This window comes from Brucella tritici, from assembly GCF_902825325.1.
Classification (GTDB): domain Bacteria; phylum Pseudomonadota; class Alphaproteobacteria; order Rhizobiales; family Rhizobiaceae; genus Brucella.
Window position 1 is genome coordinate 111,754 of the sequence record NZ_CADEAR010000010.1, and the last position, 24,648, is coordinate 136,401.

Here is a 24,648-nt window from a genome sequence, read left to right on the forward strand (position 1 = left end):
GCACAAATGTTTGGACAACCGGCTACGAAGAAGTTAACCCTTGCCGCCATGGAAAAGCTCGATCAGATCATCCCTCCGGCAGATGCGGAAGCGGCCATCGCTTCGGCGTTGCGCACCATAAAGACTGAAAATGCTGGCCTCACGGCGCTTGAAGAAGCACTGAATGACGGTCTTTCCGGTCCCTTTGTCGAGGCGGTGAAGCGTATCGTCGCCTCGAGCGGGCGTCTGGTCGTTACGGGTGTAGGCAAGAGTGGTCATATTGGTTCCAAGCTTGCTGCCACCTTTGCCTCGACCGGCACATCGGCATTCTTCGTTCATTCGGCAGAAGCCAATCACGGTGATCTCGGCATGATCGGCCGCGACGATGTCATTCTGGCCATCTCATGGTCGGGTGAAACGGCAGAACTGAAGGGGATCGTCAATTATTCGCAGCGCTTCCGCATTCCGCTGATCGCAATCACCGCTGGTGAGAATTCGGCACTCGGTCGCGCGGCGGATGTCGTGCTGCTCCTGCCGAAAACAGCCGAGGCCTGCCCGCATGGTCTGGCGCCCACGACCTCGACCATGATGCAACTTGCCATCGGTGATGCGCTGGCAATCGCACTTCTGGAAGCGCGCGGCTTTACCCCGAGCGATTTCAAGACCTTTCATCCCGGCGGTTCGCTGGGCGCAAGCCTCATCCATATCCGCGATATTATGCATCGCGGCGAACGCTTGCCTTTGGTGAAGACCGGCACATCCATGCCAGACGCGATGAGGGTTCTGGCGCAAAAGAGCTTCGGCTGCGTGGTGGTCGTCGATGATGGTGGCGATCTGGCGGGCATCGTCACAGACGGCGACATCTCGCGCAATCTGAGCCGCAACCTTGCGGCTTTGGCGGTTGACGACATCATGACGCGCAAGCCGAAGACGGTTGACCAGAATATGCTGGCAACTGCGGCACTTAACACCATCAATGAAAATCACATCGGAGCGCTGATCGTCGTGGACGCCGGACGCCCGATCGGGCTCGTGCACTTCCACGACCTGTTGCGGATAGGCGCGGCGTAAGGGAGTAAGGGAGTAAGCTAAAAATCACTCGCTTTAGCTTATCCTATTCCCCTATTCAGCAACTTCAATCTCCAGCGAAACCGGATCGAAGGCAACGACCCGGACTTCTGTTCCTGTTGGCAGATCGGGGCCTTTCACGCGCCACATCGTATCGTTGATACGGATTCGCCCGCGACCGTTGATGATCGGCTCCGTCAAGGTGGTGCGCTGGCCGACGAGTTGCTCGCCGCGACGATTGAGCAAGGGTTCATCGGCATCGGTGCTGCGCGAGCCGAAGAAGCGACGTCCTGCCAGCACGAAAATGACGGCCAGAACCAGAAAAACGACAGTCTGAAACTGCCAGCCAAACCCTGTTGTCGAAGACAGGAGAAAGGCAAGCGCGCCGGTCACAAGCGCTGCAAGCCCGAACCAGATGAAGAAGAAGCCGGGCGCCGAGATTTCCAGTATCAGCAGGATCAGCCCGAAAACGAGCCAGTTCCAGATGCCGAGGCCGGACAGATATTCAATAATCATGGCGCCCTCTATTCCTTGTGTTGAGCAGCTTTAGCGTCCAGCGGACGGAACGCTGCGCGGACGGGAAGGGGTCGGTGGCTGCGGTGCCGGGTCTACCGGCCTGCTGCCATCACCAAAGACTTCCTTGGCAATTGCACCAATACCGCCGAGCGAGCCGATAAGGGCACTCGCCTCAAGCGGCATCAGCACGACCTTTTGGTTCTTGGCGCTGGCGATATTGCTGAGAGCTTCCGTATATTTCTGCGCAACGAAGTAGTTAAGCGCCTGCACATTGCCGTTGGCAACGGCATCGGAAACCATGGTGGTGGCTTTCGCTTCGGCTTCCGCGAGGCGCTCGCGTGCCTCTGCCTCGCGCTTGGCTGCTTCCAGCTTGCCTTCAGCTTCGAGAATCTGTGACTGTTTCTGACCTTCGGCGCGCAGAATCTGTGCGTTACGATCGCCCTCGGCTTCAAGAACTTGCGCGCGCTTGTCACGCTCTGCCTTCATCTGGCGTGCCATGGAGGTGACGATATCTTCTGGCGGATTGATATCCTTGATTTCCACGCGCGTCATTTTAAGGCCCCATGGATGGGCCGCCTCATCGACAACCCGCAACAGGCGGTCATTGATCGCGTCGCGGTTCGATAGCAGTTCATCGAGATCCATCGAGCCCATGACGGTACGGATATTGGTCATGGTCAGGTTGAGGATCGCATATTGCAGGTTCGCTACCTGATAGGCCGCCTGCGCTGCATTCAGCACCTGATAGAAAGCCACGCCGTCAACACCGACGATAGCGTTATCGCGGGTGATGACCTCCTGCGTCGGCACATCGAGCACTTGCTCCATCATGTTGAGACGCGCACCGATACGATCGAAAAACGGTACGATCAGGTTCAGTCCTGGATTGAGCGTACGCGTATAGCGACCGAACCGCTCGACGGTGTAATTATATCCCTGTGGCACGGTCTTGATACCGGCAAACAGCGTCGCCAGAACCAGTGCAGCCAGAATGAGCAGCGTAATATCGAAACCGGTCATTGTCTTTCCTTAAGGCAATAGGACAGTAGGTCAATAAAGCAGTAGGTGGAGTCTATCATAGGTCAGAACATACTGCCCTATTCCCTTACTCCCCTACTCACTTCAATCTAAACCCATCCCTGCAATTCGCGACGCACCAGTGTCTCGATGACCTTCATGCCGTCTTCGCTGTCGTTGAGACAAGGAATATGACTGAAATTTTCGCCGCCGTTTTCAAGAAATTCTTCAGCGGCCTCATTGCCGATCTCATCCACTGTTTCCAGACAGTCGGCAACGAAACCCGGATTGAGAACGGCCATCGACTTGACCCCGTGTTTGGCCAAGTCTTCCACCGTTTCGTCGGTATAGGGCTGGAGCCATTCTTCAGGCCCGAAGCGGGACTGGAATGTGGAGCGAAACTGGCTATCATCAAGGCCCAGCCGGGTCTGTAAAAGACGTGATGTTTCAAGACATTGCTGGCGGTAGGGGTCGCCCTTGTCCGAATAGCTTTTCGGTATGCCGTGATAGGATGCGAGGATCACTTCCGGCTTGAAGGAAAGTGTTTCCAGATGCTTCTCGATGGAGCGGGCCAGTGCTTCGATATAAACGGGTTCTGTTTCATAGGACGGCACGATGCGCACTGCTGGCTGAAAACGCTTTTTCATCAGCGCTTCGAAGAACTTGTCGTTGACCGTCGCTGTCGTCGTTGCCGAATATTGCGGGTAGAGCGGGAACATGACGATCCGCTCGCAACCCTGCTGCAGCAGGCGGTCGGTCACGCTTTCAATGGATGGCTGGCCATAGCGCATCGCCCAGTCCACGACCACATTTGGATGGTCGGCAAGTGCCTTGGCAAGCTTCTCGCCTTGGGCGCGCGTATAAGTCCGCAACGGAGATTCGTTTTTCTCGCGATTCCAGATGCGGTCGTAAAGCTTGCCGGAACGCTTCGGGCGAGTGTTGAGAACGATGCCGTAAAGGATTGGATACCAGATGAGCCGTGGCCATTCGATAACACGGCGATCTGAGAGAAATTCGGCCAGATAGCGGCGCATCGGGCCATAGTTCGTGCCATCCGGAGTACCAAGATTAACCAGCAGAACACCGACCTTTGGCAGTTTTTCCTGCATCTCCGGCTTGGTTGTCTGGCTGGGTTTCTCCTGCACTTTATCCATCTCACTCATCTTCCGACTCCTGTTCAGCCGGAAAACTAGAGAAAAAAAGACAAATTACAATCCTGACAATTACTGCTGGCGAAATTCTATCGGCGCAGATGTTTTCCGCGCCGTAAGTATTTGAAATTTACCCAAGATATCGAGTGCTTACCCTACCGCCTTGCGCGTCAGGGAGAAGCGTGAACCCGATGACGACGTGCAGTTGAGCTGCGACGGCGAGACGAGTGCGCAGTTCACCTTCGACGAGGTGCCGCGCACGATGGAGCGCATGTCGATTTCAACAAGCTGCGGCGACTGGTAACGGTAGTTGCCTTCGGCAAGCTTTTCGTTCGTGTCGGTGGAGCGGGTCTCGAAAATACCGCCGTTGAATGACGAAACGATGCCGTTCGGATCAACCCAGCTGCCTTCGATGCCTGCCGGGGCGCGAGAGACGGTCGGGGCATTGCCGCCAACCGGGCCAGTCGTTTCGCACGCGGCCAACGCCAGCGACATGACTGCAAGAGGGGCAATGATGCGGAAGCGTTTCATATCCATGCTCTCCATTAGAACATCTCCGGGCCAAAACTGTACGACGGCTGGCCTTTGAAATGCGTAAAACCAAGTATTTAGAGCGGCTTCAACGATTCCGTGGTGATTGGAACCGCTCGGGGATGATTAGTTTGATGTATTGAAACTTGCACGAAAACAAGCCCTCAATGTGAGGATTACGCGATTGTTGCGAAACTGCCGCAATGAAAACTGCCCGGCCTTGCCGGGCAGTTAATCAGTTTAGCGAACCAGAATATTCCGGAATTGCCATGGATCTTTGGTATCGAGGTCTTCCTTGAACAGATGACCACGACCTTCCAGTGGTGTCCAGTCCGTGTAATAGCCGTTCAATGGGCCCAGATATTGCATCTGGACTTCGAGGCAGCGACGGTAATCCATCTCGTCGGTCTCGACGATACCGCTTCGTGGATTTTCCAGCGCCCAGACCATGCCCGCCAGAACAGCCGAGGAAACCTGCAGTCCGGTTGCATTCTGATAAGGCGCGAGCTTGCGCGCTTCCTCGACGGTTAACTGCGAGCCATACCAATAGGCATTTTTTTCGTGGCCATAGAGCAGCACGCCGAGTTCGTCGCTGCCGTCCAGAATTTCATGCTCTTCAAGAACATGCTGCACCGGCTGCGCCCGGCCAGCAGCGCCAAACATTTCATCAAGCGCCAGAATGGCATCATTGCTCGGATGATAAGCGTAATGGCAGGTGAGGCGGAAGTCGAGCTTGCCCTTCTTGTCACGCAGCGTGAAGAAATCGGCGATGGAGATCGCTTCATTATGGGTGACCAGCAGACCATATTGGGCACCGAGCGTCGGGCACCAGGTGCGAATACGGGTATTGCCGCCGGGCTGCTCGAGGAAGATGGCGGCCTTGTTGCCCTTCTTCTGCTTGCGGGCGTTCTTGGGCATCCATTTTTCATGGCTGCCCCAGCCAAGTTCTGCCGGTTGCAGGCCTTCGGCGATGAAGCCTTCGACGGACCATGTATTCCAGAACGTGTTGAAAGGCTTCGGCTCTTTTGCGCGCTGGGTATCGCGTTCCGCGATATGAATACCCTTGACGCCTGCCTTTTTCATCAGTTTCGCCCAGCCGTGCCGATCATCGGCTGCTGGTTCGGTGAAATCGAGCTTCAGTTCAGTTGCAAGATCGACGAGCGCTTTCTTGACGAACCACGAAACCATGCCGGGATTGGCGCCGCAGCAGGAAACGGCGGTCGTACCGCCGGGATTCTTGCGCTTTTCAGCGCGAACCGTTTCGCGCAGCGCATAATTGGTGCGCGAGGCATTGTCAGCATCGGTATCGAAATAGAAGCCGAGCCAGGGTTCCACCACCGTGTCGATATAAAGGGCGCCATGCTCTCGGGCATAACGCATCAGATCAAGTGATCCGGTATCGACGGAAAGATTAACGATAAAAGGCTGGCCTTCTGTCTCTTTCAAAAGAGGCCCGAGAACTTTTTTGTAATTATCCTTGGTGATCGCTTCCTTGAGAAAGCGAATACCCTTGTCGTCGAGGATCTTGCGATTGGCTTCGCTCGGATCAATCACGACCATGCGCGATTTGTCGAATTTGAAATGACGCTCAATCAGCGGCAGGGTACCGCGCCCGATCGACCCAAAGCCGATCATGATGACGGGGCCGGTTATCTCGCCATAGACTTGCCATTTCGCTTTCGCCATTTTCTTCCTCTTGATAGCCGCAGAATTGCGGTGTCGGGTTATCCTTACCCCGGTTTAGCTTATGCGCGGGAACGATAACACAACTTCATAGAAAGAAAGAAACGTCACAAGCTCATGACATCAATACATGTTTAACGTGTTTTAGCTTTTTAAGCCTCGACCAGCTTCGCGCGGATCATACCGCGCAACGAATTGCCGACGAGAATGTTGCGCGCGCTTTTGAGCGCTTCAACGGTAACGATACCCTCTTCGACGACATTGTTGTTCAGCAATTCGCGGCGCAACACGCCGTCAAGCAGACCGCATGAAAGAGCGGGTGTCGTGCAGGTCGTGCCTCCAACGTCGAGAAATATCGACGTAATTGTTCCCTCGCAGACTTCGCCCCGATCATTGAGCAGGATGACCTCATCAACCTCCGCCGGTGAATACTCCTCACGTGCGGCGATATAGACCTGCCGCCTTGTCGTCTTGTGGCGCAGCAGGGGATCGTTGTGATTGAGGCGCGTCCGGGCGATTGCGACTTGCCAGACCGTCTGGCATGACAGCGGTTCGTATGGCGTGCTGGTGACCGTGGCAACTCCGTCCGGTGCAAGCGTCAGCCGCAGTTTCAGGGCTTGTTCGCCAGTACCGTGTTCCGCAACCTTCTGACGGACGGCTTCCATATTGCACGAAAACCCAAGCTCACGGGCAGAATTCGCAAGGCGTGCCATATGCAGATCGAAGCGCAGAACGCCTGAGAGCGGTTCCCAGCGCATGGTTTCGATCAGCTGATAATTCGGCTCCATGATCACAGCCCGTGCCCCGTGTGGCTCGACAGTGCCGCGAACCGTGCTTTCAGAAGACATTCCTCGTACTCCGCTTGCGCCGTGGAATCGAAGACCACGCCACCCCCGACATTGAAGATCGCACGATTTTCATTGAGAAGCGAGATCGTCCGGATAGCAACGTTGAAACGCATCCGGCCGCTGGGCTCGATCCAGCCGAGCGAGCCGCAATAAATGTCGCGCGGCCCGGTCTCCAGCTTGCGCAAGATTTCCATGGCGCTGATCTTCGGCGCGCCGGTGATCGAGCCGCACGGGAAAAGGGCGGCAAAAAGCGAACGCAGCGGCAGGCTTTCTTTCAGTCTGGCCCGCACGCGGCTGATCATCTGGTGAACCGTAGGATAGGTTTCGACGCGGAAGAGTTCCGGCACGTCCAGCGATCCCACTTCGCTGACAAGCGAAATGTCGTTGCGAAGCAGATCGACGATCATGCGGTTTTCGGCCTGGTTCTTCGGATCGTTCAGCAGAAACTGCCGGTTCTGCTCATCTTCTTCCGGCGTCGCACCACGCGGCATGGTGCCTTTCATCGGATGGGTTTCAATCCATCCGTCGCCATCGACTTCAAAGAAAAGTTCCGGCGAGCGCGACAGGACAATGGGGCCCCCGAGATCGCAATAGGTCGCATAGCGGACCGGCTGACGCTTGGCGAGCCTATTGAACAGGATCAGCGGATCGCCGCCCCACTCAGCATGGATCGGAAAGGTAAGGTTGCCCTGATAGCAATCGCCCTCGCGCAAATGACGGTGGAGCCGTTCGAAACGCGGCGCGTAATCGTCGAACGACCATTGCGCGAGCGGATCGCGCAGAAAGGTGGCATTGTCTTCGCTGCGGTTGTGCATCGACTCGTCGGAGGGGCCATCGAAAACGCCGAAGCACAGAAGCGGGGCTTTGCGCCCCTGGGGCAGCAACGGTTTCAAATTCGGTTCCAGCAGATAGCCGGCTTCATAGGATAGATAACCCGCGAGCCATTTCCCGGCATTATGGGCCGCCTGCATCGCATCCCATGCAGGTTCGAATTCATCCGGCGTGTCGGCGCGGATGATCGATGAGGGGGCCGTGAAAAGCACATCGCGGCCCGCCTTGTCGTCCCGGAACAGGATAAGCGGCTTATTGCTTTGGTGAAACACGCAAGTGCTCAGTCTTCCATGGCTTCAAGCTCGTCGATAATGCCTTCGATCACCGACAGGCCCTTGCTCCAGAAATCGGGATCGCTTGCATCCAGACCGAACGGCGCAAGCAATTCCTTGTGGTGCTTGGTGCCGCCAGCCTTCAGCATGTCGAAATACTTCTGCTGGAAGCCCTTTTCCGAATTCTGGTAGACGGCATAGAGCGAGTTTACCAGACAGTCGCCGAAGGCATAGGCATAGACATAGAACGGCGAATGGATGAAATGCGGGATATAGGTCCAGAAGGTCTCGTAACCCGGATTGAGATTGACGGCATCGCCAAGGCTTTCGCGCTGAACATCCATCCAGATTTCGCCGATGCGTTCTGCAGTCAATTCACCTTCGCGGCGCTCGGTATGTACACGGCGCTCGAACTGGTAAAAGGCGATCTGGCGCACGACCGTATTGATCATGTCTTCGGCCTTCTGCGCCAGCATGGCCTTGCGCTCGCGCTTGTCCTTCGTGCGCTCCAGAAGCGAACGGAAGGTCAGCATTTCGCCGAACACGGATGCAGTTTCGGCAAGCGTCAGCGGCGTTGACGCCATGAGAGCGCCCTGACCGCCCGCGAGAACCTGATGCACGCCATGGCCAAGCTCATGTGCCAGCGTCATCACATCGCGCGGCTTGCCCATATAGTTGAGAAGCACGTAAGGGTGCGCAGACGGAACAGTCGGATGCGCAAATGCGCCGGGCGCCTTGCCGGGGCGAACTGGCGCGTCGATCCAGTTCTTGTCGAAGAAATTTTTCGCAATCTCGGCCATTTCAGGCGCGAAATTGCCATAGGCGGAAAGCACGGTTTCGCGTGCCTCATCCCAGGGGATTAGCGCTTGCGGGGTTTCAGGCAGGGGCGCGTTGCGATCCCAGTTTTCAAGCTTTTCGAGGCCGAGCCACTTGGCTTTCAGGGCGTAATAGCGGTGCGAAAGGCGTGGATAGGCATCTTCCACTGCCTTGGCGAGCGCGTCCACCACTTCCCGCTCAACGCGGTTGGCGAGATGGCGGCTATCGGCGATATCCTGAAAACCACGCCAGCGATCGGATATTTCCTTATCCTTGGCGAGCGTGTTGGTGATCAGCGTGAATGTGCGCAGATTGGCTGCAAAAGTTTTGGCGAGAGCTTCAGACGCCTTTTTGCGCACAGCGCCATCGGCATCCTGAAGCATGTTCAGTGTCGGCTCGATGCTGAGTTCCTTGCCGTCGATGTCAAAACGGAGACCAGACATGGTTTCATCGAACAGCCGATTCCAGGCGCTATAGCCGGTAATCGACTTTTCATGGAAGAGCTGTTCCAGCTTGTCATCGAGCTGGTACGGCTTGTCCATACGCAGATCGGTCAGCCATGGGCGATAATGGCCGATGGCCGCATTGTCGCTCATCGCCCTTTCCAGGACCGCGTCGTCGATGCGGTTCAGTTCCAGGCCGAAGAAAATGAGATGGGTGCTGGCATCGGTCAGCTTTTGCTGCACGTCGCCGAAAAGCTTCATGCGCTTCGGATCGGACGTATCGCCATAATAATAAAGGCCTGCGAAGGAGCCGATGCGGCCCATCAGTTCGTCCAGAGCCTCGAATTCCTTGATCGCATCGGCAAAATTGCCGCCCTTGGCCTTGGCTGCTTCGTCACCGAGCTTGCCCTTCCAGCGACCCTCGAAAGCTGCGGCATCGCTCATGGCCTTTTCGATGGCGCTCTTCAGCTCCGTACTGTCCGCGGACGGATAGAGATCGCCAAGATTCCATTCCGGCAGGTTGCCGAGATCAATCTTTCCGGCTGCAGCCGCATCGCCGACAGGTGCGTGCAAAACCTTGTTAAAGGAAACGGATTCTGAAAAACGGGTCATGAACATTCTCCTATTCGGTCTCTTCTCGCATGTCTTGCCAGGATCGCCAAGAGCTGGGAAAAGCGCCCCGAATTTTCGTGATGGCTTGCCCAACGAAGGATTGCTGGGCGGCAAATATCTGAATTGGAAAACGTATTCGGGATACAATTTTGTGAATGGGACACTGAGGCGCATTTTAGTACCTTGCATTCGATGAAGGCTTGGCCCCAAATAACGCGCCTAGAATATGAGACATTTAAACTGTTTAAATATTCTGGGCGTGGGAACTCCATAGGTTGATGATAGCTGTTAATGGCCACGCGCATACTCATAGCGGATGACGATCCGATTCATCGACGCAATCTGGAAGCGATAGTCATGCGCATGGGCTATCGGACCATTCTTGCTGACGGTGGAGCCAGCGCGCTCGGCTTTGTAAGCCAGCGTAAGGACATAGTCCTGATGCTGCTGGATCTGTCGATGCCCGATATGGACGGCCTGACTGTTTTACGTCGGATGCGCGAAGCTGGAAATAATGTTCCCGTTATCGTTCTCGTTCAAAACGATGATCTCCAGCCGGTTTTACAGGCAATGAAAATGGGCGCGGCCGATTTCGTGACCAAGCCTGTGGTCTTCGAGCGTGTGCAGGTTTCCGTTTCCAATGTCCTGAAGATCGATGCGCTGACGCAGGAAATCCGTCGCGCCCGGTCCTCCTTGAAAGCTCATCTGACACTTTCCGACATGGCGATTAAAAGTCCGGAAATGGAACGGGTCAGCATTCTGGCGCGACGAGCTTCGGCGTTGGATGCCCCGCTTCTGATCGAGGGAGAGCCCGGCAGCGGCAAGGAGACGCTGGCACGTGCCATTTGCAGCGGCGGTGCCCGTTGGCGCGGCCCTTTCGTGGCCGTCGATTGCCGTAGTCTGACCATCGAGAATGCTGACGAAATCTTCTTTGGCGTTTCGACAGCACGCCGCGACCGTCGCGACGATGATGCAATCCGTAGCATCGGAAAACTTGCCGAAGCCGACGGCGGTACACTTTTCCTCGATGAAGTGGGTGCGTTGCCGCGCCACACGCAGATCAAGCTTTTCGCTGCCATGCAATCTGGCCAGTTCGAAACTGGTGGTGGAGGCGAGCGCGCTCTCTCCAATGCCCGCATCATGGCATCGAATAGTCGCCCCCTGGCCGATCTCGTCCATATGGGACGTTTCCATGCCGGGCTTTACCATTTGCTCGGCTCCTTTGCTGTGGCCATGCCGCCGTTGCGCAACCGTCTGGAAGACATCCCGATCCTGCTGCACCAGTTCATGATGCGCTATGTGAGCGAGGAGCGGATGGGGCATATAACCGGGATCACCACCCATGCGCTGGAAAAGCTAAAGGCCTATCATTGGCCAGGCAATGTGCGGGAGCTGAAAAATGCCGTTTATCGCGCTGTACTTCTCTGCGAGACTGGCGAACTGACGGCGGCTGATTTCGCTCAGATCGGTTTGGGAACCGAGGCGGCAAGGGCTGCACAGCAATCCGCCCGGTTCAATCTTGTCGATCACGATCCAAGCGTGAGTGGCGCGGCGGGCGTGTTCAGCGGGATCGACGGGGCAGGCGAAGTGCGCACACTTGCCGCAGCCGAGGAGGAAATGATCCGGTTTGCGATCGCTCATTATGACGGCCAGATCAGCGAAGTTGCCCGGCGCCTGGGGATAGGAAGAACCACGCTTTACCGGAAACTCAAGGAATATGGCATCGATGTGGCGTCGATTTCCGGCAAGGGACCGGGAGGTGAAGAAGAGGGTGAAGCCACCCCCTTCAACCGTGCCGCCAGCTGACAAAACTGCATGTAACTGTTTGAATTTTAGTCATTTATAATAGATTCACTGTCCTTCCTCGCAGGTGGTGTTGCGGATTAAAGACTGTTAATAATTTTTTAACCATGGCGAAAATAGATGCACGTGTGTGGCTTTTTTGCCATGGTGTTTCCTCATTTGTTGTTCACTAAGCGTCCATTAACCATTAAATCCGACAATCGGAGCTCGAGCGGAACTGGGACGCAGGCTTTTTGTGGCACCACAAAGAAAGTCCCGAGGGATGCCTGGAGAATATCTCTGGGGGCGGAAAAACGGTAAGGCGATACGATTCGATGAACAGCATATCGACCATTAAAGCGCGCTTTGCGAAGGTGTGGACCGGGATGAAGGCATCTATGTCCGTTCCGTCTGCCCTTGCCGCTGCTGCGGTTCTCATGGCGCTGTCTCCTTCGCAGGCTTCGGCTGAAACCCGTTCTCTCAAGCTTTATTACGTCCATACTGGTGAAAAGGCGGAAATCGTCTTCAAGAGAAACGGGCGCTTCGATGCCCAGGGTTTGAAGAAGCTGAACGTTTTCCTGCGTGACTGGCGCCGTAACGAACCGACCAAGATGGACCCGCGCCTGTTCGATCTGGTCTGGCAGGTTTATCGCTCCTCTGGATCGAGCCAGTATATCACCGTCGTTTCGGCTTATCGTTCGCCAGCCACCAACGCCATGCTGCGTTCGCGCTCGGCGAATACTGGCGTTGCCAAGAAGAGCCAGCACATGCTTGGCCGCGCAATGGACTTTTACATCCCCGGCGTCCCATTGGCGAAGCTACGCGGGATCGGCATGCGCTATCAGATCGGTGGTGTCGGCTATTATCCGCGTTCGGGTTCGCCATTCGTTCATATGGATGTTGGCAATGTTCGCTCCTGGCCGCGCATGAGCCGTCGCGAATTGCTCGCACTGTTCCCCGACGGCAAGACTGCTCACCTTCCCGCAGACGGCAAGCCGTTGCCTGGCTACGAGCAGGCACTGGCCATGATCGAAAAGCGCAAGGCTGGTGGCGGCGAGGTCATGGTGGCTAGCAACTCCGCTCCGCGTCGCAGCAAAAGCTTGTTTGGTGCGCTGTTTGGCGGTGGAGCCGATGAAGAAGAAGATACTGGTGATGTGAGCGCCCCACCAGCGACGGCACGTCCGGCTCGTGCAGCGCCTGCGCGTCAGGCTCCGGCAGCAGTCCCGGAAGAGCCGGTCCAGCAGCCGCGTGAAACGATGGTTGCCGCTCTGCCTTCCCGCGATGCTCCGCTTCCAATGCAGGCACCGCGTCCGGAAACAGGCCTTGATGCTCAGGCCCAAGCACAGGCGCAGGCCGCAGCCGAAGTTCCGGTTGCCGCACTCAATGTTCCGATTCCGGCTCGCAAACCGGCAATGGCGCCCCAGGATGCCGTTGCGCTTGCCGCGGCCGAGCCTGCCGCCGATGCTGCTGCCGCTGCTGCCCGTGCTGCGGTGGATGCGAACACGGTTCAGGTTGCTGATGCTGGTACGCCTTCGCCGGTGATGAATGGTTTTGTGCCGATCCCATCGGCCCGCCCACAGCTTGAAACGGACAATGTGCAGCTTGCAGCTGCAGTGGTGCCGTCGGCGCGTCCAACACGTCCGGGTGAAAACCCTGCCGCAAGCGGTCAGGACGCGATTGCCGCGCTGGTCAATCGCGAGCAGACCGAACCGACCCAGGTTGCCGATGCAGGCGACGTGGCTGTGCCGCAGCCGGGTGAAACGGCAGCTTTCCCGCTGCCGAAGGAAGCGCCGCGTGCCAATACGCAGCTTGCCCTTCTATCCAAGAAGGATGAAATTGGCGAGCTGATCGCGCCGCCTTCCGACGACTACTATGACAGTAAGCCGGTTGCAGATGGCGCGCCGAAACAGGCTCCGGCAGCGGTGCAGACTGCCTCGGTAGCCCGCACGGCCCCAACCAAGCCTACGGCCACTGCTTCTGCGGCAGTCCATAAACAGGTTGCGGCGATTGGCAAGGCAGCCGAAACGGGCGTTCGCACCACCGCAAAGGGCGGACGTTATGTGGCCAAGGCTCAGTCCAAGCCGCGTGCGGTTGTCCAGCCAGCCGTAATGCCGACTTCCGAAGTCGCCATGTCGTCGGAATCGGTGTCGAGCACCGTACCGGTGACCAATCCGGTCCTGCGCAACGATGCGATACGCTCCGCACCGGCAATGGTCTATACGGCTGGATTTCAGCGTGGCAATCTGCCGACCGAACGCGCCAACCAGTTCAGCGGCAATGCCGTTACCTTCCTGACGGTGGCCAAGTTCACGGAAACCAACTGACCGCCGGAAAAACAATAAAAACCAAAAGAAAAGGGGCCTTTAAGGCCCCTTTTTGCATTGGCATTTAGTCATGTTCAGCTTTTCAGATCAGCTGCTTCGCTCGCAAGGTCTGTGATCGCATCCCAGTCGCCAGCTTCAACGAGTTCTTTCGGTGCAACCCACGAGCCGCCGACGCAGACAACGTTCGGCAGTGACAGATAGCTCTTGGCGTTGGCAAGGCTGATACCGCCTGTCGGGCAGAAGAAGGTTCCGGCCAGTGGTGAGGACAGTGCCTTCAGAAACGCGGCGCCGCCTGCCTGTTCAGCGGGGAAGAATTTCAGATGGGTGTAGCCTTCTTCGCGGAGTGCCAGCATTTCGCTTGGCGTGATGGCCGCAGGCAGAAGCGGCACGTCGCTGTCATTGGCTGCGGCGACGATGTATTTCGTCGCGCCGGGGCTGACGATAAAGCGCGAACCCGCCTTCGCTGCGTCCTCATATTGTTTGGCATTGAGGATCGTGCCAGCGCCGACGATTGCTTCCGGCACTTCCGACGCAACCGCACGGATGGCATCAAGTGCCGCAGCCGTGCGCAGGGTGATTTCGATTGCGGGCAATCCGCCCTTGGCAAGCGCACGCGCCAGCGGAACAGCATGTTCCACCTTGTCGATCAACAGAACCGGAATGACCGGCTGGCCTGTCATGATGGGGACGAGAAGATCGGTTTTCTGGGACATCTGCTTGCTCGGCTGTTTGAGTGGATAAATCGATTTAAAGCATTTCCAGCAAAAGTGTGAAACGGTTTTGCGTTGGATAATGCATTAGCGGGTGGAGCGGTTCTATCTTGACTGGAACCGCTCTACGTCCCCTTCGGTAATTTGTCCACCACCGAAGGGACTGTATTCATGCGGCTCTTTTAAAGCTGTCGAGTTGCTTTTGCCAGCGCTGATAGGCTTCGGCCATGCGCTTGTCATATTCGTTGCGGGCAAAAGCCGGCCCGTTATAGCGCCGGGCGAATTCACGCCAGTTGCGGGTCCTCAGCACATCCAGAAGCTCTGCCTTTTCGATAAAGCGCAGCATCAGCCGCGCTTGCCCGGCAACCGATCCTCGTGCCTCTGCTACAAGATCATCAACAGTGCGATAGCCAAGCCATTCCCAATGTGCACCCATGACTTGCCCCAGCCCCCAGGATGTAGATTCAAGCGCTGCCTTTTTGCTCAAGCCCATCGCACGTTCAAGCAGAAGCCAGCGCGCGGCTTGCGATTTCGGATTGCGTATCTGGCCCGCAACCGGCGCCGACAGCCCGTTGCTCCTTGCATAGTCACGCAGGCGACCAGATAGCCTGCGATCAAAATAATGCCCTTCGAACCGGATCGCCGGTTCCTTGCCTCCGCTGATATCGAACAGCGCCCGACCGCCGCTTTCCACTTCTGCAATTGCCAGCAAAGCCGCCGGATCGATCTCCACCTCATTTGCCATCGCCATCAGGGCTATGATCGTCTGGCTGTCGAACATGTATCTCTCCTCGAAAAGTTGCTCTTCGAGGCGGATTTTGAGGCGACTTGGTCGCATGAGGATAAAGTTGACTTGAATTCGCCGTTTGTGGGGATTAGTTGCGGGTTAAATTTTCAAAGAAGACAGAACCGATGAGCAATTTGCCTTTCACCGTTGCCGCCCTTTATTGCTTTGCGCCGCTCCCGCAATATGAAAGCCTGCGCGAGCAGTTGGCGCAGCTTTGCTGCTCGAATGGCATCAAGGGAACGTTGCTTCTGGCGGCGGAAGGCATCAACGGGACCGTTGCAGGCACTGCCGAGGCGATTGATAAACTCGTCCAGTACATCACAGCTGTTCCCGGTCTGGCTCAGCCAGAGCTCAAATATTCCCATGCGACCGAAATGCCGTTCCATCGCATGAAGGTGCGGCTGAAGCGGGAGATCGTCACAATGGGTGTCGATGGCATTGATCCACTAAAAAGTGTTGGCACCTATATCGCGCCGCAGGACTGGAATGCTCTGATTGCCGACGAAAACACGGTCGTTGTCGATACGCGCAATGATTATGAATATGCGATCGGCACATTCGAAGGGGCGCTTGATCCGCAGACCAAGACATTCCGCGAGTTTCCCGAGTGGGTCGAGCAGAACCGCGACAAGCTGCAAGGCAAGAAAATTGCCATGTTCTGCACGGGCGGTATTCGCTGTGAAAAGGCGACGGCCTTCGTCAAGGGACTGGGCTTCGATGATGTGTTTCATCTCAAGGGCGGTATCCTGAAATATCTTGAAGAAGTCCCGCGTGAGGAGAGCATGTGGAACGGCGAGTGCTTCGTGTTCGACGAACGCGTAGCTGTGGGCCATGGCCTTGCCGAAAGCGACGTTGAACTTTGCCGCGCCTGCCGCCGTCCGATTTCGCTTGAAGACAAGCTTTCGCAGTTTTTCGAGGAAGGTGTTTCCTGCGCCGGTTGCTATGACGAGCGCACACCGGAAGATCGCGCCCGCTATGCGGAACGCCAGAAGCAGGTGAAGCTTGCCGAACTGCGCGGGGCACACAAACACATCGGTAGCTGATGCCGCACGCCCTTCATAGGGCTGGTCAAACAGATTTCACCGCATTATGGTGGCTCTGGTTCCGGAACAATCTGAATTTGTTACGGAATTTTGGGCGGCTTTTGCATGGACGCCCGTGCATCAAGGGTTTGACGGCATCCGGGTCGCGTTTGCCTCCATCACACCCATCATCGCAAGTCGGGGCATAGGAAATCTCCCATGCTCGCACAGAAACAACGCCGGCTTTCCGGCGGATGATGGTTTTGTCCGTTGCTACGGGCAATATGGAGGACATTTATGAAAAAACTGATCGCCGCATTTCTCATCACCTTTGCTGCGGGTGCAGCCTCAGTCGCTCACGCTGCCGAAAAGGTGACTGTTTTCGCCGCTGCCAGCATGAAGGACGTTATCGAGGAGGCCGCCAAGCAGATGAAGGCCAAGGACGGCACTGAAGTGGTCGCGTCGTTTGCATCTTCGTCGGTCCTTGCCAAGCAGATCGAGCAGGGTGCACCAGCCCAGATTTTCATTTCCGCCGATCTCGACTGGATGGATTATGTCGAAAAGGCCGATGCCATCGACAAGGCTTCGCGCAAGGTCATCGCTGGCAATGCGCTGGTTATTGCAACGCAGAAGGATACGCCGAAGGGTGAGGCCAAGGAGCTTTTGAGCGCCGGTCGCTTTGCCATGGGTGACCCGTCGAATGTCCCGGCGGGCAAATACGGCAAGGCAGCGCTTGAAAAGCTCGATATCTGGAAGGATGTCGAGAAGAATGCAGTCTTCGCCGAGAACGTACGTGTTGCGCTGCAATATGTTAGCCGGGCGGAAGTGAAGGCCGCCATCGTCTACGCATCGGACCGTGCCGCAGCACCGGAACTGGTCGAAGCCTATCGCTTCCCGGCGACCAGCCACGCACCGATCCTTTATCCGGCGGCGCTCGTTGCGAAGAATGAAACCGATGCCGCCAAGGCTTTCCTTGCTTTCTTGACCAGCGATGCCGGCCAAGCGATCATCAAGGATAAGGGCTTTGTAGGCGCTGCGGAGGCTGCCGAATAAATGATAGAGGGCAACGTCTGGCAGATTGTGTCTCTGTCGCTCCGGGTTGCCGGAATAGCCATCATTGTCGCGCTGCCAGTTGCCTTTATCGTCGCCTGGATTCTTGCCCGGTTCAATTTTCCGGGCAAGTCTCTGGCGCAGGCTATCGTCACCATGCCGCTGGTCCTGCCGCCTGTGGTGACGGGCTATCTGCTTTTGGTCCTGTTTGGCGCGCGGGGTGCCTTTGGTGCACCTTTGCAGGAATGGCTCGGCGTTTCCTTTGCGTTTCGCTGGACGGGTGCCGCCCTTGCCGCCGGTGTCATGGCATTTCCGCTGCTCGTTCGCCCGATCCGGCTTTCGATAGAAGGGCTTGATCGCGGGCTTGAAGAAGCGGCGCGCACACTTGGTGCCAGCCGGTTCACAGCCTTTTTCACGGTCATTCTACCGCCTCTGCTGCCGGGGGTGCTGGCAGGCGCAGTGCTTGGTTTTGCCAAGGCGCTGGGTGAATTTGGCGCCACGATCACATTCGTATCCAACATTCCGGGCGAAACGCAGACCCTTTCGCTTGCCATCTATGCCTTGATGCAGACCCCATCCGGCGACGCCGAGGCATTCCGTCTGATTGCCATATCCGCAGCGATCTCGATTGCGGCCGTAGTCCTTTCCGAATGGCTGCAGCGCAGGCTTGCAGGAGCAACGAAATGAGCGGGCTTTCTGTCTCGATTACAGGCCGCAATGGCAGGTTTCCTGTTGAAGCTGATTTCGCCGCCGACTGGGGTGTGACCGCCTTGTTCGGTCATTCCGGTGCGGGCAAGACGACGCTTCTGAAAATGATCGCCGGAACACTCCGTCCAGAGAGCGGGCGCATTGCGGTCGGTGATTTCACGCTGTTCGATGCTGCCAAAGGCGTCAATCTGCCACCGGAAAAGCGCCGCATCGGCTATGTGTTTCAGGAAGCACGGCTTTTCCCGCATATGAGCGTGAAGCGGAACCTGACTTATGCACGCTGGGCAGGCCACAGGCAGACAACACGCAGCTTCGACGAGGTTGTGGCGCTGCTTGGCATCGACCATCTTCTCGACAGGCGGCCATCGACGCTTTCCGGAGGCGAGCGCCAGCGTGTCGCCATTGGCCGGGCACTGCTGTCCGATCCGGCGCTGCTTTTGCTGGACGAGCCGCTTTCCTCGCTCGATCATGCGCGCAGGCAGGAAATCCTTCCCTTTATCGAGCGTCTTCGCGATGAAAGCCATGTGCCGATTGTCTATGTGAGCCATGAAATCGATGAAGTCGCACGGCTTGCCGATGAAATCGTGCTTCTGTCTGCTGGCCGGGTAACGGCAAGCGGTGCGGCGGCGGATGTTTTTCCGCTGATCGACGCAGAGGGCGAGGGCGGCGGCGTGCTGCTGGAGGGGGTGGTTTCGTCCTATGACGAGCGCTACAAGCTGGCGCAAATCGATCTCGGTGGCGCGTCATTCCAGCTCAGCGATGCAGGGCTGAAACAGAACATGCATGTGCGGTTGCGCGTGCGAGCACGTGACGTCTCCATAGCACGCAAGGCGCCGGAGAAGATCAGCATCCGCAATGTGCTGCCGGTGACCGTCACTGCCATTACGACGGATGACGGCCCGAATGCCTATGTTTCGCTGGACTTTCAGGGACGTCGTCTCGGTGCGCGGCTGACGCGGCGCTCGGTTGACGAATTGATGCTGCGATCGGGGGACCATGTAGTTGCGCTGGTAAAGGCGGTTTCGGTTGATCGGGCGGCTATTCGGGAAAAATGACACAGGGACAATAATCCGGTTTTCGCCCCGCCTCTTTTATGCTCCTGTCTCTGGCGAATGGGAGAATATGCATGACTGATTTGCAGAACTGGACGCCGCGCCCCAAGCCGGAACGCAAAGTGCTTGAAGGCCGTTATGTGCGGCTGGAACCGCTGGACCCGAAGAAGCATGGGGACGAACTTTTCACCGCTTCGTCGGTCAATGATGCGGATCAGCGCTTTAAATGGTTGTTCGAATTTCCGCCTGCCACCCGAGACGAATTCGAGCCCTGGCTGGACAAGGTGGCGAAGAGCGAAGACCCGCTGTTCTTCGCTGTCATCGACAAGGCAAGCGGCAAAGTTGCCGGACGCCAGACCTTGATGCGCATCGACCCGACCCATGGCGTTATCGAGATAGGCAGCATCTATTGGGGGCCGCTGATTTCGCGCAAGCCCGCAGCCACGGAAGCGCAGTTCCTGTTCATGCAGTATATTTTCGATGAGCTTGGTTATCGCCGCTACGAATGGAAGTGCCACAACGAAAACGAACCTTCCAAGCGGGCTGCCGAGCGTTTCGGCTTTTCGTTCGAGGGAATTTTTCGCCAGCATATGGTGGCGAAGGGCAAGAACCGCGATACGGCGTGGTTTTCCATTCTCGACAGCGAATGGCCTGCGTTGAAGAAAGCCTATCAGGCATGGCTTGCGCCGGAAAACTTTGATAGTGACGGTCAGCAGAAGAAGAAGCTTGAGGAGTTTCGTGATCTTGGCGGAGCGTAAGAAGAGCAACCCGGCAATTGCCGCTGCCATTATCCTGATCGGCTTCGGGGTGCTTGCCTATTTCGTGCCCAGCATCATGCTGGCGCTGGGCGAACGCTCACAAATCGCGGCGATCATCTTCCCGATTGTTTTCGTTCTGGGCTTCTTCGCCATTTTCTGGCTGCGCTCGCGCCGTCAGAACAAGGACTAGAGCGCGTTTCGATCTGATTGAATCAGATCGGCGCTCTAACTGTTTGTTTTAACGCGCATCATATCCGAAAACCGTTTCACACTTTTCGGGATGCGCTCTAACCAACAAGCGAAGCGCTGAGTAGCAGAGCGCCAGTCAGCGCGATGAACAGGGCGGCGGCGACTTCGATTGCCGCCTTCAGCCGACCCGACATGGCATTGCTGCCTGCAAATCTGAGTGCCGTGTTCTTTGCAGTGACGGCCAGCGTGGCGAGAACAGCGACGGTGATGAATGTGCCGAACGCCATGGCGAAAACCGAGAGAAGCCCGCCGACCATCAGGCCATTCAACAACGCAAATGTGAGCACGATCAGCGCACCCGAGCAGGGGCGCAGGCCCACCGACAAAATCGCCGACCAAGCCGTTTTCCAGTTGAAATCTTCGCCTAGTGTCGATGGATCGGCAATATGGGCATTGCCGCAGGCGGCGCACACATCACCTTCGCCGATGAAGATATGATCCGATGCCGCAGCGGCTGCAGGTTTGTAATTGAGCTTTACCGTGCTTCCGACCGCTGCCGCCCGCGTGGTTTGCGAAATACTGCCCTGCCATGCCGGACCGGAAGCCATTGCCGGTTCAGGTGCTGCTGAAAAAAGCGACGAGGCCGGGCTAGGGCTTGCATTGTCCTGCTTCTTGAAAAGCAGCGGCAGTTTGCGCGCCAGAAGCCAAAGGCCGAAAAACAGAACAAGCGCAAAGCTTGCAATTTCCATGTAGCGGGCGGTCTGGTTCATGGAAATGCCGGTGCCGCGCAGCATGAACCATGCGAGGCCGACGACCGCAATCGCCATGATTGCCTGCAAAAGCGATGAAATGAACGACAGAAGGATGCCGCGCCGGAGCGCCGTTTCATTGGCGATCATATAGGAGGAGATGACGGCCTTGCCGTGGCCGGGCCCTGCCGCATGAAAAATGCCGTAGACGAAGGAAAGTCCGACCAGAACGGAAGCCTGCCATGGATCTTCGCGCATGGCTTTCAGTGCGTTGGTCATGGCGAGGTAAAACGAGCGCTGCTGCTCGTTCATCCAGAGAATGATATGCGCGAAAGGCCCGGTTGGCTTCATCGCCACCTCATTCGCGCCAATGCCGAGCGATGATTGCGCATAGGCTTGCGCAGCGATCATCATAAGGCAAAGGGTTAGAATGAAGGTAACCGGTTTTCTCATCAGCCTGTCTTTCCTTTCGGCTCACAATCAATTTCGAGACGGGTTGCGAATATTTTCGACATGTCCGTGCCCATGGGGTCGTTGAAGAAAGCATCGGTCAGTGTCGCCTGGTTCTGGGCGAGTGCCTCATCCGGATCAGGCCGCACGACCTTGGAGGTGCAGCCTGCGGGCAGGCCTTTTACAACCAGATCGCCGTCATTCATGTAATCAATGGCGGTATAGAAGGTGGGGTCATAGACACCGAAGCTGACCTTGTGGCCAGCGGCGAGTTTCAACGGCTTTTCAGGCTTGCTCGTGAAAATGATGAGCAGACGATTATCGACGAAATCTGCGGCAAGATCGGTCGGCCTTGCCATTTTCACGTCCTTGCCGTCGTCCAGAACGGTCTGGAAATATTTGAATTCGGCAATCGAACTATTGATGACATGGCCGAGGTCAATCAGCTCGTTTTTGTCGAGTTGCAGATCGCCATTCTTGTCAAATTCCATCAGAACGGTCGAAGAGAAAACATCGTCGAAACGCCAGACATGCGCAAGCTGCTGCACGGTGCCGTCGGGTGCAATGGAAAGCTCCAGCCGCGCCTCAGCGAAGACATGTGGGTGAGCGAGCGCAAGTGTTGGCAAACATCCGGCCAGCAATGCAATTGCGGCAGACTGGATGAAACGACGCTTGAGCCAGGGCAAAACCACCATAGAAAATTCCATTAGATCACGCTTATGCCCGAAGGCGGCGAAAGTGGGACGCTTTACTTGTTTTATCGTGCATCTTAGTCCCGAAAACCGTTTCACCCTTTTCGGAATGCGCTCTATTCCCGTTCCTTGAACCATTGGGTCAGAAAATCGACCAATGCACGGATTTTTGCCGGCAGATAGCGCCGATGCGGATAGACGGCGTAAATACCGCCATCCTTCACGATGAATTCGTCCAGACAGGCGACGAGCCTGCCGCGTTCGATTTCTTCTTCGGCAATGAATGCTGGCAGCATGCAGAAGCCGAGCCCGGCGAGTGCCGCATTCTTGGTGGCGACCGGGCTGTTCACCTCAATCGGACCGTTGACGGGAACCGTCATCATCGAACCATCGGTATTGCGGAAATGCCAGTTGTTGCGCGAGCGTGCATTGGTGTCGATGATGCAGGGCCGGTCAGCCAAATCCTCGGGACGTTCGGGTTTGCCGACGCGGGCAATGAGTTCCGGCGCGCCGCACAGGATAGAATGGAACGGTGACAGGCGCTTGGCAATGAGAGAAGAGTCCTGCAAGCGCGTGATGCGGATCGCAAGATCGAAGCCTTCTTCCACCAGATCGACAAACCGATCATCGAGCCGAACGTCGAGCACGATTTCCGGATGGGCGAGGCAAAAGTCGATCAGCGACTGGCCAATCACGGCATCGGCAAAAGTGCGCGGGGCCGACAGTTTGATGCGCCCGCGCGCATCTGAACTGGTTTCGCTGACGGCATCTTGCAACGCGTCGATCTCGCGAATGATTTCAACTGCGCGGTGATAATAGGTGTGCCCGGCTTCGGTCAGCGAGAACTGACGGGTTGTGCGGTTGAGAAGCCGTGCGCCGAGCTCGTCTTCCAGTTCCCGCACATATTTGGAAAGGAGTGCCTTGGAGCGCCCGATTTTTCGCGCAGCGGCGGAAAAGCCTTCCGCCTCGACCACGTCGATGAAGGCGCGCATACGTGTGAGGGTGTCCATGGTCTAGCCCCGCTTCCCGATGATGTTTTTGACCAGCGCGATCAGCGCCCGATCGCTGCCACGTGGTCCGATGAAGGAAATGCCGAAAGGTGCGCCCTGCACCTGTCCCAAAGGTAATGTGATCTGCGGCAAGCCGGAAAGCACCGAAAGGCAAAGCAGGCGCAAAGCCTGTTCGCGATAGGCCTGCAAGGTCTCGAAAGGCTCTTTTGCCAGCGGAGCAGCACCCGGTACGGTCGGCAATGCCAGCACGGCGTCATTTCCGATAATCTGTTCCAGTTCCTGCGTGAATTGTGCCCGGCGCACACGCTGGCTGGCAACGAGATCAGCGGCCATTTCCGCACCGAAGGCAAAACGGTCCGCGACGCCGGGGCCGAGCTTGCGATCACCCGAAGAAATCCAGTCACCATGCGTCGCCCAGGCTTCGGCGCCCTGAATGTGGCGGAAGACCAGGTAGAGTTCGTCTATCGAGAGCGTCGGCTGGCTCGCCGCCTTGAGTGTCATGAATTGCGGGCGCACTTCTCCAAACATGGCGCGATAGGCGTCTGTTTCTTCCTGACCGAGGAGAAGCTGTTCCAGAACCGGCATATAGAGCAGTTGCGACAGCCTGAATTCTCGGGCGTCGTCGCCAAGCAGGATAGAGCCGACCCGTTCGTAAAGGTCAATATCGCGTGCAAACCATCCAATCGTATCGAGCGAGGGCGCTAGCGGCATGATACCTTCGAGCGGAATACGGCCATGGGTGGTGCGCAGGCCAATCAGGCCGCAAAAGCTTGCAGGCGCGCGGATGGAGCCGCCTGTGTCGGAGCCGAGCGCAATATCGGCAAGCATGCCAGCCACCGCCGCAGCCGAACCGGACGATGAGCCACCGGTAACGCGATCCGGTGCTGCCGGATTGATCGGATAGGGGAAATGCGAATTCTGCCCCATCAGGGAAAAGGCAAGTTCGTCGGTCTGCGCCTTGCCGACAAATTCGGCGCCTGCAGCGAGAAGCTTTTCCACCACGGGAGCCGATCTTTCAGCTCGAGGTGATTCGGCCTCGATCTGCGGATTGCCGCATCCGGTTGCCATTCCGGCGACGTCATAAATGTCTTTTACGGCCAGCCGCTCACCTTTAAGCAGTCCGTCTGGCGCGTGAACGGGTGAGTTTTCGGGTTTTGCAATGATCGCGTTGAAGGGATCGAAACTGGCCATTGTTCACAACATGCAGCAATTAACGGGTTGTTTACGCTCTTTCGAGGTGGGTTCGAGCCGAGAATGTTTCACTAATATTGAACAATGGCAAGCATGTCGTTCAATGCGATCCGACTAAAAATAAATTCGTCCGAAGAAATTTTTGTCATTGAATGGACACGACTTTGCGCTTATATCGCGCTTGCCCAAAGTCGCACGTGCCTGTGGGTGTCCGCCGATCCTCGAATGGTGAGGAATTCGGTACGGTACCTGGACCTAACCGCTCCAGTCGATCTGTTGGCCAACCGCCAGATCGAGGACATCTTGAAGCAACGACGGTGCGGGCCTTTCTAGTGTCTTTCGGCTGTCCAAAAGCCGAAATTACTGAAGAGGCACACCTTCATTGCCAGAAGTGCGGATGCGGTTCT

The 24,648-nt window shown here is 56.7% G+C and carries 23 protein-coding genes; 9 read left to right on the forward strand and 14 right to left on the reverse strand.

Going from position 1 to position 24,648, the window contains the following annotated elements; genetic code table 11:
- Positions 1 to 48 precede the first annotated feature (48 nt).
- A complete protein-coding gene (locus HWX93_RS15580; RefSeq protein ID WP_176037944.1) occupies positions 49 to 1,050 on the forward strand; it encodes a KpsF/GutQ family sugar-phosphate isomerase in 1,002 nt (333 codons plus the stop codon).
- Between the two features lie 51 nt (positions 1,051 to 1,101).
- Here HWX93_RS15580 and HWX93_RS15585 read toward each other — a convergent pair whose 3' ends face one another.
- From HWX93_RS15585 to HWX93_RS15620, 8 genes are all read right to left on the reverse strand, one after another.
- Positions 1,102 to 1,563: an NfeD family protein gene (locus HWX93_RS15585; protein ID WP_109988873.1), complete on the reverse strand. Its 462-nt coding sequence runs from the start codon at positions 1,561 to 1,563 to the stop codon at positions 1,102 to 1,104.
- Between the two features lie 30 nt (positions 1,564 to 1,593).
- Positions 1,594 to 2,583, reverse strand: coding sequence for an SPFH domain-containing protein (locus HWX93_RS15590; RefSeq protein ID WP_176037886.1), 990 nt, complete (start codon positions 2,581 to 2,583; stop codon positions 1,594 to 1,596).
- A 107-nt stretch (positions 2,584 to 2,690) separates the two neighbouring features.
- On the reverse strand, positions 2,691 to 3,743 hold the full coding sequence (hemH, locus tag HWX93_RS15595) for a ferrochelatase (RefSeq protein WP_176037887.1): 1,053 nt from the start codon (positions 3,741 to 3,743) through the stop codon (positions 2,691 to 2,693).
- 138 nt (positions 3,744 to 3,881) lie between these two features.
- Positions 3,882 to 4,262: an outer membrane lipoprotein Omp10 gene (omp10, locus tag HWX93_RS15600; protein WP_109988892.1), complete on the reverse strand. Its 381-nt coding sequence runs from the start codon at positions 4,260 to 4,262 to the stop codon at positions 3,882 to 3,884.
- A 240-nt stretch (positions 4,263 to 4,502) separates the two neighbouring features.
- Positions 4,503 to 5,948 carry a homospermidine synthase gene (locus tag HWX93_RS15605; protein ID WP_176037888.1) on the reverse strand — a complete coding sequence of 482 codons (1,446 nt, stop codon included), beginning with the start codon at positions 5,946 to 5,948 and terminating at the stop codon, positions 4,503 to 4,505.
- Positions 5,949 to 6,097: 149 nt separating this feature from the next.
- Positions 6,098 to 6,793, reverse strand: coding sequence for an aminotransferase class IV family protein (locus HWX93_RS15610; protein ID WP_176037889.1), 696 nt, complete (start codon positions 6,791 to 6,793; stop codon positions 6,098 to 6,100).
- Positions 6,736 to 7,896: an aminodeoxychorismate synthase component I gene (locus tag HWX93_RS15615; protein ID WP_176037890.1), complete on the reverse strand. Its 1,161-nt coding sequence runs from the start codon at positions 7,894 to 7,896 to the stop codon at positions 6,736 to 6,738. Before HWX93_RS15615 ends, HWX93_RS15610 begins: the two co-directional genes overlap by 58 nt.
- An 8-nt stretch (positions 7,897 to 7,904) precedes the next feature.
- Positions 7,905 to 9,767, reverse strand: a complete 1,863-nt coding sequence (locus tag HWX93_RS15620; RefSeq protein WP_176037891.1) for a M3 family oligoendopeptidase — start codon at positions 9,765 to 9,767, stop codon at positions 7,905 to 7,907.
- Positions 9,768 to 10,058: 291 nt separating this feature from the next.
- On the opposite strand from HWX93_RS15620, the gene HWX93_RS15625 reads away from it, so the two are divergent.
- Positions 10,059 to 11,573, forward strand: coding sequence for a sigma-54-dependent transcriptional regulator (locus HWX93_RS15625; protein WP_176037892.1), 1,515 nt, complete (start codon positions 10,059 to 10,061; stop codon positions 11,571 to 11,573).
- Between the two features lie 362 nt (positions 11,574 to 11,935).
- Positions 11,936 to 13,873: a DUF882 domain-containing protein gene (locus tag HWX93_RS15630; protein ID WP_176037945.1), complete on the forward strand. Its 1,938-nt coding sequence runs from the start codon at positions 11,936 to 11,938 to the stop codon at positions 13,871 to 13,873.
- A gap of 74 nt (positions 13,874 to 13,947) precedes the next feature.
- On the opposite strand, the gene HWX93_RS15635 is transcribed toward HWX93_RS15630, so the two are convergent.
- Both HWX93_RS15635 and HWX93_RS15640 read right to left on the reverse strand, forming a co-directional pair.
- Positions 13,948 to 14,586, reverse strand: coding sequence for a 2-dehydro-3-deoxy-phosphogluconate aldolase (locus HWX93_RS15635; protein WP_176037893.1), 639 nt, complete (start codon positions 14,584 to 14,586; stop codon positions 13,948 to 13,950).
- A gap of 166 nt (positions 14,587 to 14,752) precedes the next feature.
- Positions 14,753 to 15,364, reverse strand: coding sequence for an N-acetylmuramidase family protein (locus HWX93_RS15640; protein ID WP_176037894.1), 612 nt, complete (start codon positions 15,362 to 15,364; stop codon positions 14,753 to 14,755).
- Positions 15,365 to 15,495: 131 nt separating this feature from the next.
- Between HWX93_RS15640 and HWX93_RS15645 the strand changes: the two genes are divergently transcribed.
- From HWX93_RS15645 to HWX93_RS15670, 6 genes are all read left to right on the forward strand, one after another.
- Complete coding sequence (locus HWX93_RS15645; protein ID WP_176037895.1) at positions 15,496 to 16,413, forward strand: rhodanese-related sulfurtransferase; 918 nt, start codon at positions 15,496 to 15,498, stop codon at positions 16,411 to 16,413.
- Between the two features lie 276 nt (positions 16,414 to 16,689).
- The gene (gene modA / locus HWX93_RS15650) at positions 16,690 to 17,445 is read left to right on the forward strand and encodes a molybdate ABC transporter substrate-binding protein (RefSeq protein ID WP_176037896.1); all 756 of its coding nucleotides are present in this window, start codon (positions 16,690 to 16,692) and stop codon (positions 17,443 to 17,445) included.
- Positions 17,446 to 18,129 (forward strand): molybdate ABC transporter permease subunit, encoded by a 684-nt coding sequence (gene modB / locus HWX93_RS15655; protein WP_176037897.1) that lies wholly within the window; start codon positions 17,446 to 17,448, stop codon positions 18,127 to 18,129.
- The gene (gene modC, locus HWX93_RS15660; protein WP_176037898.1) at positions 18,126 to 19,205 is read left to right on the forward strand and encodes a molybdenum ABC transporter ATP-binding protein; all 1,080 of its coding nucleotides are present in this window, start codon (positions 18,126 to 18,128) and stop codon (positions 19,203 to 19,205) included. Before modB ends, modC begins: the two co-directional genes overlap by 4 nt.
- 71 nt (positions 19,206 to 19,276) lie before the next feature.
- On the forward strand, positions 19,277 to 19,960 hold the full coding sequence (locus HWX93_RS15665; RefSeq protein ID WP_176037899.1) for a GNAT family N-acetyltransferase: 684 nt from the start codon (positions 19,277 to 19,279) through the stop codon (positions 19,958 to 19,960).
- Positions 19,941 to 20,150, forward strand: a complete 210-nt coding sequence (locus HWX93_RS15670; protein ID WP_010660689.1) for a hypothetical protein — start codon at positions 19,941 to 19,943, stop codon at positions 20,148 to 20,150. The genes HWX93_RS15665 and HWX93_RS15670 overlap by 20 nt, the downstream gene beginning before the upstream one ends.
- Positions 20,151 to 20,247: 97 nt before the next feature.
- On the opposite strand, the gene HWX93_RS15675 is transcribed toward HWX93_RS15670, so the two are convergent.
- From HWX93_RS15675 to HWX93_RS15690, 4 genes are all read right to left on the reverse strand, one after another.
- Positions 20,248 to 21,351, reverse strand: coding sequence for a nickel/cobalt transporter (locus tag HWX93_RS15675; RefSeq protein ID WP_176037900.1), 1,104 nt, complete (start codon positions 21,349 to 21,351; stop codon positions 20,248 to 20,250).
- A complete protein-coding gene (locus HWX93_RS15680; protein WP_176037901.1) occupies positions 21,351 to 22,055 on the reverse strand; it encodes a DUF1007 family protein in 705 nt (234 codons plus the stop codon). The genes HWX93_RS15675 and HWX93_RS15680 overlap by 1 nt, the downstream gene beginning before the upstream one ends.
- 101 nt (positions 22,056 to 22,156) lie before the next feature.
- Positions 22,157 to 23,050, reverse strand: coding sequence for a LysR family transcriptional regulator (locus HWX93_RS15685; RefSeq protein WP_061347625.1), 894 nt, complete (start codon positions 23,048 to 23,050; stop codon positions 22,157 to 22,159).
- 3 nt (positions 23,051 to 23,053) lie between these two features.
- Positions 23,054 to 24,241 (reverse strand): amidase, encoded by a 1,188-nt coding sequence (locus HWX93_RS15690; protein ID WP_176037902.1) that lies wholly within the window; start codon positions 24,239 to 24,241, stop codon positions 23,054 to 23,056.
- Between the last annotated feature and the right edge of the window lie 407 nt (positions 24,242 to 24,648).